The 10,933-nt window shown below is 66.6% G+C and carries 11 protein-coding genes, 2 pseudogenes and 1 riboswitch; of the genes and pseudogenes, 7 read left to right on the forward strand and 6 right to left on the reverse strand.

Annotated elements, in window-relative coordinates:
- Positions 1 to 85: 85 nt before the first annotated feature.
- From I9P22_RS21010 to I9P22_RS21020, 3 genes and pseudogenes are all read left to right on the forward strand, one after another.
- Positions 86 to 337 (forward strand): annotated as a pseudogene (locus I9P22_RS21010) (alcohol dehydrogenase catalytic domain-containing protein); the annotation flags it as partial.
- Between the two features lie 81 nt (positions 338 to 418).
- Positions 419 to 613, forward strand: coding sequence for a hypothetical protein (locus tag I9P22_RS24670; RefSeq protein ID WP_332909056.1), 195 nt, complete (start codon positions 419 to 421; stop codon positions 611 to 613).
- 113 nt (positions 614 to 726) lie between these two features.
- Positions 727 to 1,368 carry a hypothetical protein gene (locus I9P22_RS21020; protein WP_199261814.1) on the forward strand — a complete coding sequence of 214 codons (642 nt, stop codon included), beginning with the start codon at positions 727 to 729 and terminating at the stop codon, positions 1,366 to 1,368.
- Between the two features lie 50 nt (positions 1,369 to 1,418).
- Here I9P22_RS21020 and I9P22_RS21025 read toward each other — a convergent pair whose 3' ends face one another.
- The 6 genes from I9P22_RS21025 to I9P22_RS21050 all read right to left on the reverse strand — a co-directional run bounded on the left by I9P22_RS21025 (position 1,419) and on the right by I9P22_RS21050 (position 7,538).
- Entirely contained in the window at positions 1,419 to 3,410 is a 1,992-nt protein-coding gene (locus tag I9P22_RS21025; RefSeq protein ID WP_199261816.1) for a PhoX family protein, read from the reverse strand.
- Positions 3,411 to 3,596: 186 nt separating this feature from the next.
- Positions 3,597 to 4,280 (reverse strand): class I SAM-dependent methyltransferase, encoded by a 684-nt coding sequence (locus I9P22_RS21030; protein ID WP_199261818.1) that lies wholly within the window; start codon positions 4,278 to 4,280, stop codon positions 3,597 to 3,599.
- Positions 4,277 to 4,708: a pseudoazurin gene (locus tag I9P22_RS21035; protein ID WP_199261820.1), complete on the reverse strand. Its 432-nt coding sequence runs from the start codon at positions 4,706 to 4,708 to the stop codon at positions 4,277 to 4,279. The genes I9P22_RS21030 and I9P22_RS21035 overlap by 4 nt, the downstream gene beginning before the upstream one ends.
- Positions 4,709 to 5,473, reverse strand: coding sequence for an ABC transporter ATP-binding protein (locus I9P22_RS21040; protein ID WP_199261822.1), 765 nt, complete (start codon positions 5,471 to 5,473; stop codon positions 4,709 to 4,711).
- The gene (locus I9P22_RS21045; protein ID WP_199261824.1) at positions 5,470 to 6,531 is read right to left on the reverse strand and encodes a FecCD family ABC transporter permease; all 1,062 of its coding nucleotides are present in this window, start codon (positions 6,529 to 6,531) and stop codon (positions 5,470 to 5,472) included. Before I9P22_RS21045 ends, I9P22_RS21040 begins: the two co-directional genes overlap by 4 nt.
- Positions 6,528 to 7,538 (reverse strand): ABC transporter substrate-binding protein, encoded by a 1,011-nt coding sequence (locus tag I9P22_RS21050; RefSeq protein ID WP_199261826.1) that lies wholly within the window; start codon positions 7,536 to 7,538, stop codon positions 6,528 to 6,530. Before I9P22_RS21050 ends, I9P22_RS21045 begins: the two co-directional genes overlap by 4 nt.
- Before the next feature lie 131 nt (positions 7,539 to 7,669).
- Positions 7,670 to 7,864: riboswitch (cobalamin riboswitch) on the reverse strand.
- A 142-nt stretch (positions 7,865 to 8,006) separates the two neighbouring features.
- On the opposite strand from I9P22_RS21050, the gene I9P22_RS21055 reads away from it, so the two are divergent.
- From I9P22_RS21055 to I9P22_RS21070, 4 genes and pseudogenes are all read left to right on the forward strand, one after another.
- Positions 8,007 to 8,441 carry a hypothetical protein gene (locus I9P22_RS21055; RefSeq protein WP_199261828.1) on the forward strand — a complete coding sequence of 145 codons (435 nt, stop codon included), beginning with the start codon at positions 8,007 to 8,009 and terminating at the stop codon, positions 8,439 to 8,441.
- A 55-nt stretch (positions 8,442 to 8,496) separates the two neighbouring features.
- Positions 8,497 to 9,003 (forward strand): copper chaperone PCu(A)C, encoded by a 507-nt coding sequence (locus I9P22_RS21060; protein ID WP_199261830.1) that lies wholly within the window; start codon positions 8,497 to 8,499, stop codon positions 9,001 to 9,003.
- Positions 9,004 to 9,064: 61 nt separating this feature from the next.
- The gene (locus I9P22_RS21065; RefSeq protein WP_199261832.1) at positions 9,065 to 10,414 is read left to right on the forward strand and encodes a PepSY-associated TM helix domain-containing protein; all 1,350 of its coding nucleotides are present in this window, start codon (positions 9,065 to 9,067) and stop codon (positions 10,412 to 10,414) included.
- Positions 10,415 to 10,661: 247 nt separating this feature from the next.
- A pseudogene (locus I9P22_RS21070) lies at positions 10,662 to 10,796 on the forward strand (IS5/IS1182 family transposase); the annotation flags it as partial.
- Positions 10,797 to 10,933: the final 137 nt, after the last annotated feature.

Genomic DNA, 10,933 nt, shown 5'->3' on the forward strand with positions numbered 1-10,933 from the left:
CAGCCTCCACAAGCTGGCACTCTATGAATCACCGCAAGTGACTCTTGGGAATCCTGAAAATACACTTCTGCCAAAGTAGTGCTAGGTCCTGGTCCGCATCGTCACCACCAGCCTGTGCCATACCGACATGTTCACCCTGTCGGGCAAGGATCCCGAGGGGCTGTTCCCCGCCATCCTCGGCCATGAGGGTGTCGGCATCGTCGAGGAACCCGGCCGCGGCGTTACCTCGGTCAAGCGGGGCGACCATGTCATCCCGCTCTATATCCCCGAGGACCCGAACTGCCCCTCTATCAAATCGGGCAAGACCAACCTGTGCCAGACCATCCGTGAGACGCAGCGCCGTCGCCGCCCTGCCCGAGGACCGCCGCACCGTGGTGGACGCCCACAACGCTTCCACTATTTCGAGGCCGCCTATGGCGTGCATTTCCTGTCGCCACAGGGCATCTCGACCAAATCCGAGGCCGCGGCGGCCGATATCGCGGGTCTGATCCGCGAGATCCGCGACCGCAAGGCCTCTGCCATCTTCGCCAAGAACATCAGCGACGCGAGACTGCTGGGGCAGACCGCGCGCCTTCCGGCCCGGACGGCCCGGCGTCCGACCACATCGCGATGATGCGCCACAATGCCGGCGCCATCGCCGCGGCGCAGGCCGCCGACTGACCCTCTCCTGCCGGGACCAGGCCGCGCGATTCCTTCACCCCCGAACCTCATCAAGGAGAGCTATCCATGTTCAGACATCTCGCGGGCGCCAGCGGCCTGGCGCTGATCCTGGCCGGCGGCGCTGTCGCCCAGGATCACGACCATGACGACGTTGCGCTTTACCGCGTCTTCGTCGGCGACCATGAAAAGGGCCAGGTCACGGCGTTCGACCTGTCCGAACCCGATCATCGCTGGACCTTCCCGACCACCGGCCAGGTCAAGCTGTTCCCGGTCGCAGGCGGCGCGGTGGTGGCCGCGGTGCAGTCCGATGTCGATACGGTGCTGTTCATCCGCAGCGGCATCTCGTTCCACGACCACGGCGACCACCACGACATCGAGGTCGGCGATCCCGCGGCCATCGACGCCAGCCTGACCGGGCCACGGCCCTTCCACCTGGTCGATCACGACGACAAGGTGGTGCTGAACTATGACCAGGGCGGCTATGCCGAGATCGCCGACAGCGCCAAGGTGACCGAGCCCTATTCGATGGACGGCCATTGGAACGCCCCGCGCATCGCCATGGCCGGCGATGAAATCGTCGTCACCGATCCGAATGCCGGCCGGGTCCGCCGCATCGCGACCGGGGACCTGTCGGAGCGCGGCACCGTGCCGGTCGAAGGCAAGCCCTACAATATCGCCGTGACCGGCGGCAGCGGCGTCACGCACTGACGCAGGCACGACATGAAAAGGGGGCGGCGAACCGCCCCCCTTTGCTTTCGTCAACCGATCCGGCCGCCGCCCTGTTTCGTGATCGCCACCACCGCCGGGCGCACCGGCATGTCGTCGCGAAAATCCGGCCAGCGGGTGGACAGGTCCTCGTAATAGGACGGGCGGCCGTGGCCCTCCCAATCCTCGCCGCCGTCGCCCGGATGCTGCACCGCCACGAAGAAGGTGGTCAGGTCCGGCGTCGGACAGGGCCCGCACATCTCGGCCCCCACGGGCACGCGATAGAACAGCCGCGAGGTGCCGCGCGCCGCGCCCTGCGTATCCACCGCCCACAGCCCGTCGGTTCGCCCGGTTTCCGAGGGCGAGTTGCCGTCGGTCGAGACCCATAGACGGCCATCTCTGTCGATGGCGCAATTGTCCGGCATCCCGAACCAGCCGTTCGCGGTGGTCGCGGTCGAGAAGGTCGCGCCCACCTCGGCCACCGCCGGGTCGCCACATTGCAGCAGAATCTCCCAGCGGCCCTTGGTCGCGGCCAGGTCGCCCCCGTCCTCGAGGATCTCGATGATATGGCCGAAAGCATTGTCCACGCGCGGGTTGGCGGGGTTCGCCTCTTCGCGCTTGGTGTTGTTGGTCAGCATGACATAGGCCCGGCCGGTCTCGGCATTGGGCTCGATGTCCTCGGGCCGGTCCATCGGCGTCGCGCCCAGCAGGTCGGCGGCGCGGCGGGTCTCGATCAATACGTCCGCCTGACTCTCGAAGCCGTTCCCGGCGGTCAGCGGTCCCTGCCCGTGCACCAGCGGCAGCCAGGCGACGCTGCCGTCCTCGTCGAAGCGCGCGACATAAAGCGTGCCGTCGTCCAGCAGGTCCAGGTTCGCGGCGCGGTCGTCCGGGTTGTAGCGACCGGCGGTCACGAACTTGTAGACATAGTCGAAACGCTCGTCGTCGCCGAGATAGAAGACCACGCGCCCGTCCTTGGCCAGGGCGCTCGCCGCACCCTCGTGCTTGAAGCGGCCAAGCGCAGTGCGCTTCCTGGGCACCGAGTTCGGGTCCATGACATCGACCTCGACGATCCAGCCGAAGCGGTTGGGCTCATTCGGTTCCTTGCCGATGTCGAAGCGGTCGTGGAACTTGCCCCAGGCATAGCTGTCCTCGGGGATGCCCATGCGCTTGTAGTTTTCAGCCTCGCGGTGGCCTTCGGGCAGGGCGCCGGTAAAATAGCCGTGGATGTTCTCCTCGGCCATGATGTAGGTGCCCCAAGGCGTGACGCCGCCGGCGCAGTTGTTGATCGTGCCCAGGACGCGGGTGCCGGTCGGGTCCGCCGCAGTCTGCATCCGCGCATGCCCGGCGGCCGGGCCGCGGATCTCCATCGGCGTCTTGGCGGTAATGCGGCGGTTCAGCGCCCCGTCCAGCACCGGCTGCCATTTGCCGTCCTGCTTGCGGATCTCGATGATGGTGCCGCCATGCGCGGCCATCTCGATATCCACGCGCTCGGCGGTGGTGTCGGCGATGGCGATCTTGCCGTTCTCGATGGTGACGATACCGGGGAACATCAGGTGTTCGTTGGTATATTCGTGGTTCACCACCAGCAGGCCGCGGTCGTCCGCACCCTCCAGCGGGATGAAGCCGACGAAATCGTTGTTATAGCCGAACTGGCGTTCCTGCGCGGCCTCGGACTGGTTCAGCGGGTCGAACTCCGGCGCGTCGGCAAGGACCTTGTCGCCCCAGCGCAGCAGGATGTCGGCGTCATAGCCCTGGGCCACGTGATGGTCGGCATCGACACCGGCCGTCACCTCGGGGAAATCAAAGGCCGAGCCTTCCGGCGCGCCTTGCGCCTTGGCCTCGCCGACAGCCAGCAGGGCGAAGGGGCTGACAGTGGCCGAGATGGCGGTCGCGGCCAGCGAGCCCTTCAGGAAGCCGCGGCGCGAAAAGCGGGCGGCGATGATCTCGCCCATGCTGCGGTTGTCGGTCGGATTATGGCCCGGACCGTCAGCCTCCTCCAGCTGGCTGGTGCGGAAGACATGGCGGATAGCATCTTGCTCGGTCATGGAATGCTCCTGGCGGGTGGCGCGGCCCGTGACAGGAAAAGGACCGCAGCCCCGTCTTAGGGCCCCAACCTATCCATAATGTGACGAGATAACATTACGACACCGTGACCCCCACTCTTGCGCCCGCAGGCATGGAAACGACCAGTGACAGAGAGCTCCCAATCTTCAGCGCAAGACTGATCCCGATCAGGGTGTGGTGAGTTCCGCCCTGATTGCCGTCAGGACGAAGAAAGGGATCGGTGTCTCGGGTTCGTCGTAAACCCCGCCATAGGGGTGGCGAGCGAAGCGGTCATGCCATACGGTGATGCCCCCGAAGCCCGCCCCGCAAAGCCAGTCACGCGCTTCGACTTCGCGGACACCGCAGGCGTTGGGAAGATGGGCGGCAAGGTCCGCCATCGCCGGGTCGGGGTTACGCCGCCAGAGCCCGTCCGAGACCAGAACCTTGCCGCCGGGGCGCAGCAGACGGGCCGCCAAGTGCAGAGCCTCGGCCGGGTTTTCCAGCGTCCAGAGCACATTGCGCAGAGTGACCACGTCGGCTGCTCCATCGGCAAGCCCGCACTGGTCCATGTCGGCATGGATGAAATCCACATGGACGCCGTCACGCGTGGCGGCACGGCGTGCTTCGGTCAACATGGCGGACGAGCCGTCGACGCCCGTGACGTGATGCCCCATTCCCGCCAGCAACACCGCGCAGGCCCCGGTCCCGCAGCCCAGGTCCACGACGCGTTGCGCGCCCGGCCCGACCGCCGCCGCCAGCACCTCCCGCCACGCATCCCGGTCGCGGTTATGCGAGGCAGCCCCCTCGAAGCGATGCGCCCGCCCGTTCCAATGCGCGGTCATGGCGGCGGCAGTCTGCGGTGCGACGCTCATTCGGCCGCCCCGGCGCGCGCGATGATCTTCGCGAAGCGGTCCGTCGCGCCCTGCGGCATGTCCTCGGGCAGATCCACCCCTTCCAGCGGCGCATCGCCGACCCGGATCAGCATGACCATGCCCATGTCGTAATGCGGCGAGCATTTGATGCCGTAGAAGCCTTCATGGGCCAGGGTGATCTCGATCTCCTCGTTGATGCGGCCGAGGAAGGTCTCGGCGCCTTCGGGCAGGAAGCCGTCGATGCTGGCGGCGTTGTGGCCGCGCTGCGTGGCCAGGAACTTGACGCTATCGCCGGGGGCGACGCTCAGGAATTCGGGCTCATAGACCATGCCGCCCAGGTGGTTGCCGTTCAGCATCTTGACCAGATGGGTCTCGGCCAGCGCGGGTGAGGCCAGAGCGGCCAATAAAGCGATGGGGAACAGGCGCATTCAGTCCTCCGATAAAGCAAAGCGGATCAGCCGATGACCATCGGCCGGATCGGTGAGGTAATTGGCCCGCACAGCAAACACGCGGGCGATAAGATCGGGCGTCAGGATTTCGGCGGGCGGACCGCAGGCCACAAGCCGCCCGGCCTGCATGACGCCGACGCGGTCGCATTCCAGCGCCTGGTTGAGGTCGTGCAGCGCGACCAGCGCCGTCACCCCCAGCTTGCGCACCAGCCGCAGGATCGACAGCTGCTGGTGGATGTCGAGGTGGTTTGTCGGCTCGTCCAGCAGCAGGATCCGCGGCTCCTGCGCCAGCGCGCGGGCCAGATGGACGCGCTGGCGCTCGCCCCCCGAAAGCCCCTGCCAGTAGCGTTCGGCCTTGTCCGACATGCCGACGCGGGCCAGGGCATGGACCACGATCCGGTCATCCCCGGGGCCGAAGGGGCGCAGCATGGACAGCCAGGGCGTGCGGCCCAACTCGACCGCATCGCGCACGGTCACCCGCTCCGAGGTGTCAGCCTGCTGCGCGACGAAGGCCACCATCCGCGCGGCCCGGCGCCGCGACAGGCGGGACTGGTCGATCCCGTCAAGCCGGACCCGGCCCGTCGAGGGCGTCAAAACCCCCGCGACCAATCGCAATACCGTCGATTTGCCCGAGCCGTTGGGGCCGACAAGGCCGAAGGTCTCGCCCTTGCGCACATGCAACGCAATGTCCTGCACGATGGCGGTTTGACCTACCCGCCAGCTTGCCTCCTCCAGCCGGATCATGCGCGCTGCCTCCGTCCCCGGATCAGGATGACGGCGAAGCCCGGCGCTCCGACCAGCGCGGTGATCACCCCGATGGGCAGCACCTGCCCCGGCACGATCACGCGCGAGACGACATCGGCCATGACCAGGAACAGCGCGCCGATCAGCGCCGAGGCCGGCAACAGCCGGTCGTGCCTGACCCCCACCAGGAAGCGCGCCGCATGGGGGATCACCAATCCGACGAAGCCGATGGCGCCGGTGATGCTGACCATCGTGGCGGTGATCATCGTCACCACCCCGATCAGCACCGCCTGCGTGCGGCGCAGCGCGATGCCCATGGTGACGGCCGATTCCGCCCCGAAGGTGAAGGCATCCAATGCCCGCGCATACGCCATGCAGACCAGCACCCCCAGCGTCGAGACCGGCACTGCCAGCCGCACGTCGGGCCAGCGCACCCCGCTCATGTTGCCCATCATCCAGAAGGTGACGCCGCGCACCTGCTCGGCATTGGCCGATTGCGCGATCACGAAAGAAGTCAGCGCGTTGAAAAGCTGCGTCCCCGCGATGCCCGACAGGATGATAAGCCCCGCTTGCGGCAGGCCGATGCCGCTGCCGGCCGCGCGCGCCAGCCCGATGACCAAGCTGAAGGCCAGGATGCCGCCCGCAAAGGCGCCGACCGACAGCGACAGCGCGCCCGCACCGATGCCCAGCACCATGACCAGCACCGCTCCGGTCGAGGCCCCGGCCGAGATCCCCAGGATATAGGGATCGGCCAGCGCATTGCGCAAAAGCGCCTGCAAGACCACGCCCGACACCGCCAGCCCCGCCCCGCAGGCCGCCGCGACGATGGCCCGCGTCAGGCGATAGTTCCAGACGATGCCTTCCTGGATGGGGCGCAAGGGATAGTCGGTGCCGAAGATCTGGTTCGACAGCGTCTTCCAGATCACCTCGGGCGCGATGAAGGTCTCGCCCACGGAAACCCCGAAGGCCAGCGCCACGATCAGCGCCGCCAGCCCAAGGATCAGCCGCGACGGGCCCGGGGACCGTCGCCGGACAGGGATTGTCGCGGAAACGGTCATTCCTCCGCGCCGCCGGCCTCGATGCCCGCGACCACCGTCTCGATCCCCGAGGGGATGCGGATCCCGGCATGGATCTGATGGGCATCCACGATGATGATGCGCCCGTCCCGCACCGCCGACATCCTGCTGGTGACCGGGTCGGTCTTCAGGTAGTCCAGCTTGACCTTGTAATCGTCGGCGGCGAAGCGGCGGCGGTCCATCCGGGCGATGATGATATAGTCGGGATCGGCGCTGGCGATGGTCTCCCACCCGACCGAAGGCCATTCCTCGTTGGATTCAACCACGTTGCGCAGCCCGACGGTCTTGAGCACATAGCCCGCGATGCCGTTCTGTCCGGCCACGAACGGATCCAGCGCCAGGTCGGGGCTGGAGAACCACACCACCGCCGTCTTGCCCTCGGCGCCGAGCTCCCCGACCTTGGCGACGGCAGCGTCGACCCGGCCGCGCAACTCCGCCTCGAGCGCGGCGCCGCGCTCCTCGACGTCGAAGATCTGCGCCAGTTCACGCACGGCCTGATACATCGACTCGATCGAGTATTCGCTGGTGCGCGCGCCGTCGCCGCCCACCAGGTTGTCCTTGCCCACGCAATCGGCGGGCATGGCATAGACCTGCGCTCCCAGTTCGTTGAACTGCTCGCGTGTGCCAACCACACCCTGCGGACCGACATGGAATTCGAACTGGGTGGTCACCAGCTGCGGCTCCTTCGCCATCACGGATTCGAAACCCGGATGGTTGTCGGCCAGACGCTCGACCCCGACGTTGACCTCGGCGAATTCGGGCAGCACGTCGTTGAACCAGACCGATGTGCCCTGCACCTTCTCGCCCAGCCCCAGCGCATAAAGCATCTCGGTGGTGGACTGGCCGATGGTCACCACGCGTTCAGGCGCGCTGTCGAATACGAGGGTCTGGCCGCAATTCTCGATGGAAAGTGGATAATCGGTCGCCTGCGCCATGCCCGCCGCAAGGCCGCAGATCGCAACGGCGCCGAAAAGGCTTCTGAGGGTCATTCTCTGTCTCCGATGAGGGGAAAAACACTCACCGGACAGCGCGGCCCTGGAAAAGGGCGCGCATCATCCGCGGTCAGGCCGCAAGGCCGGGCTCTGGTCATGCCGATCCTTTCCCGGACATCCCCGTCCGGTCTGGTGAATTCGCGCCGGCAGGTCTCCTGACTGGCGGGTCGTCGCGCGGATCCTGCCTTCCCGGGCATCATGCCCAGTGGCCTGTCAGATCGCGCTCGCCGCCTACAGTTGCGGGGGCAGTTCCGTTTCGCGCCCATCGGGCGCGCTGGATTCCCTTTTCATTCCTTGCGGAAACCGATGCGGGGACTTGGTAGCCCTTGCGAGCCTGCGAGGCAACGACATTCGGCTTCGGTCCATGCTCCGGCAAAGCCTCAGCGGCAATATCGCGAGGAAAACTCGGACGTCTGGCGCGTGTGCCGCATCGCGCGCTATAGGAACGAGGGGAAAGGGTTTCCGGTGAGCAGAATCGCGCCATCATCCGCAAGTGTCCGCCCGGCTTGCGGTCGGGTGCTGGCGCTGCTCATGGTGCTGCCTTTCGTGCTGCTGTCGCTGATGGCGCAAGGCACGATGGTCGCGGCCGGGCCGACGCCGCAAAGCTTCATGGTGGTGCTGTGCGCCGATCACCTGCCGGTCGAGATGGTGCTGGACGATGACGGCAGTGTCATCACGGCCGATGAATATCGCGCCCGGCAGGATGCGCCCGTCCCAAAGACGCCGAAGCCGCCCTGCGACTGGTCGGCCCATGCCCAGCCGGTTCTGGAGACGGCGCCCACGGTGCAATCGGCCAGGCTGGATGCACCCTGTCCCGCCGAACCGGCACCCGCCCATGACTTGCGCATCCTGCGTGCGCAGGTGCTTGCCCCCTCGGCGCGGGGACCGCCCGCTGTCTGATCCTCGCCATCGCCCATCGGGGCGGTGAACGCAGTTCCAGGCACGAGATAGAACCATGAAATCCAGAATTCTGGCCGCCCCGATGCTGGGCGCGCTTTTCCTTGGCCTCTTTGGCGCCACCGCCTCGGCCGATTCCTTGTCGCATGGCGATCTTGCCCTTTCGGGCAGCTATGTCCGCGCCATGCCGCCAAACGCCCCGGCGGCCGGCGGCTATGTCACCATCGCCAACAAGGGCAGCCAAGACGATCGGCTGGTCGCGGCGCGTTCGCCGCGGGCGGGCGCGGTGCAGATCCACGAGATGACCATGAAGGGCGACGTGATGAAGATGCGCGAACGGCCCGATGGCCTGCCGGTCCCGGCGGGCGGCTCGGTCGAGTTGAAGCCCGGCGGCTATCACCTGATGTTCATGCAGGTGCCGACGCCCTTTACCGAGGGTGAGACCGTCGAGACGACGCTGGTCTTCGAGAAGGCGGGCGAAATCACCCTGCCCTTCGAGGTGCGCGCCATGAGTGCCGCGCCTGCCGCCCACCAGGGCCATGCTTCGGATCATTCGGGCCATTGAGCGCTCGTTCCCAGCCAATATCGGCCCTGCCTCGGCGGGCCGCCGCATGTGCGAGGACTCCATGTCTGCAATTCCCAAGACTGCCCGCCAAGGTGTGGGCGATCTCTATCGCGCCGTCTGGCGCTGGCATTTCTACGCCGGGCTGCTGGTGCTGCCCTTCATGATCACGCTGTCGGTCACCGGCGCGATGTATGTCTTTCGCGACGAGATCGACAACTGGTATCACGCCGACCTCAAGCGCGTGCAGGTGCAGGACAGCCAAAGGCTGGCACCGACCGCACAGGTCGCCTCGGCCCTGGATGCGGTTCCGGGCATTGCGGTCAAATACACCGATTCGGCCGACCCCGGCGCCGCGACCGAGATCACCGTCAGCACGGAGCGCGGCAAGATGGCGGTCTATGTGAACCCCTATAACGGCCTGGTGCTGGGGGCGATGCCGGACTGCACGACCCTGATGTGGACGGTCCGCACCCTGCACAGCTTCAAGTATTTCGGCACCTGGACGCGCTATATCATCGAGATCGCGGCGGGATGGTCGATCCTGCTGGTCGGCACCGGCATCTGGCTGTGGTGGCCGCGCGGGCAAACGGGCGGCATCGTCTCGGTCCGGGGCCGGCCGCAGCGCCGGGTGTTCTGGCGCGACCTGCATGCGGTGACGGGGCTGTTCGTGGGCTTCTTCATCGTCTTCCTGGCCGTGACCGGCATGCCCTGGTCGGGCGTCTGGGGCGGCAAGGTGAACGAATGGGCCAATGGCAACAATTTCGGTTATCCCGACGGGGTGCGGGTGAACGTGCCGATGTCCGGGCAGAAGCTGGATGACGTAGCCAAGACCTCGTGGTCGCTGGAGCAGGCGCAGATCCCTGAAAGCCCGGCGTCCGGCGCCACCCCGATCACGCTGGACGATGCGGTGGCGACCTTCGACCGGCTGGGCCTGCATCGAGGCTATGCCGTCGGCCTGCCGCAAGGCCCCGAAGGCGTGTTCAGCGGTTCGGTCTATCCCGACGACCTGAGCCGGCAGCGCGTGGTGCATCTGGACCAGTATGGCGGGCAGCCGTTGCTGGATATGGGCTATGCCGATTACGGGCCGCTTGGGAAATGGCTGGAATGGGGCATCAACACCCATATGGGCCAGACCTTCGGCGTGCTGAACCAGATCATCCTGCTGGCGGCCTGTGCGGCCATCGTGCTGCTGGCCGTCTCGGCGGCGGTGATGTGGTGGAAACGCAGGCCCTCGGGTTCGCTCGGCGTGCCACCCCTTCCCACCGATCGGCGCGTGTTCCGCGGCCTGATCGCCATTCTTGCGGTCGGCGGCGTGATCTTCCCGCTGGTCGGCGCCTCGCTGCTGGTCATGCTGGCGCTGGACATGGCCTATGTTCGGTTGTCGGGACCTCGCCCGGCGGTTGCGGCCTGATCCGCTACCGCCGTGTCAACGGTGACTTCTCCCTCGCGCGGCTCCGATTGGGCTGCGCGAGAAACCCCGCACCAAGCTACGTCATGTCACTCTGGGCGTCGGTCTGACGGAGGAAGGGGTCTTAGCTGCCCTGTATCCGATGCCCAGACTCGGCAATAGGCTGGGTTGTGAACAGGTTGGGCACGGGCGCATTGGACATTACCATTGAGATCCCGGATGCCACGATCATGCAAGATGATCGGTTTGACGGAGGCTCAAGGCGCTCGGTGAACGCGCCGCTTCACGCGATCCGGACCGCCAAACTGACGAAATCCACATCCGCGCCGCACTGATCAATCGCTTCAAGGCGCTCGGCACCGCCGAGATCGAGCGCGTGGCGTGAGGCGGCCGGGGTAAAGGGGCGAGTCAGCCCGCAAACTGACTCTGCAGCGTAGCACTACTTTGGCAGAAGTGTATTTTCAGGATTCCCAAGAGTCACTTGCGGTGATTCATAGAGTGCCAGCTTGTGGAGGCTGGCGA

The organism is Paracoccus binzhouensis, assembly GCF_016446475.1.
In the GTDB taxonomy this organism is placed as follows: Bacteria; Pseudomonadota; Alphaproteobacteria; order Rhodobacterales; family Rhodobacteraceae; genus Paracoccus; species Paracoccus binzhouensis.

Coding starts and splice junctions, on each gene's coding strand:
- I9P22_RS21020 (WP_199261814.1), top strand. CDS start 727: ATGTTCAGACATCTCGCGGGCGCCAGCGGCCTGGCGCTGATCCTGGCC.
- I9P22_RS21025 (WP_199261816.1), bottom strand. CDS start 3,410: ATGACCGAGCAAGATGCTATCCGCCATGTCTTCCGCACCAGCCAGCTG.
- I9P22_RS21030 (WP_199261818.1), bottom strand. CDS start 4,280: ATGAGCGTCGCACCGCAGACTGCCGCCGCCATGACCGCGCATTGGAAC.
- I9P22_RS21035 (WP_199261820.1), bottom strand. CDS start 4,708: ATGCGCCTGTTCCCCATCGCTTTATTGGCCGCTCTGGCCTCACCCGCG.
- I9P22_RS21040 (WP_199261822.1), bottom strand. CDS start 5,473: ATGATCCGGCTGGAGGAGGCAAGCTGGCGGGTAGGTCAAACCGCCATC.
- I9P22_RS21045 (WP_199261824.1), bottom strand. CDS start 6,531: ATGACCGTTTCCGCGACAATCCCTGTCCGGCGACGGTCCCCGGGCCCG.
- I9P22_RS21050 (WP_199261826.1), bottom strand. CDS start 7,538: ATGACCCTCAGAAGCCTTTTCGGCGCCGTTGCGATCTGCGGCCTTGCG.
- I9P22_RS21060 (WP_199261830.1), top strand. CDS start 8,497: ATGAAATCCAGAATTCTGGCCGCCCCGATGCTGGGCGCGCTTTTCCTT.
- I9P22_RS21065 (WP_199261832.1), top strand. CDS start 9,065: ATGTCTGCAATTCCCAAGACTGCCCGCCAAGGTGTGGGCGATCTCTAT.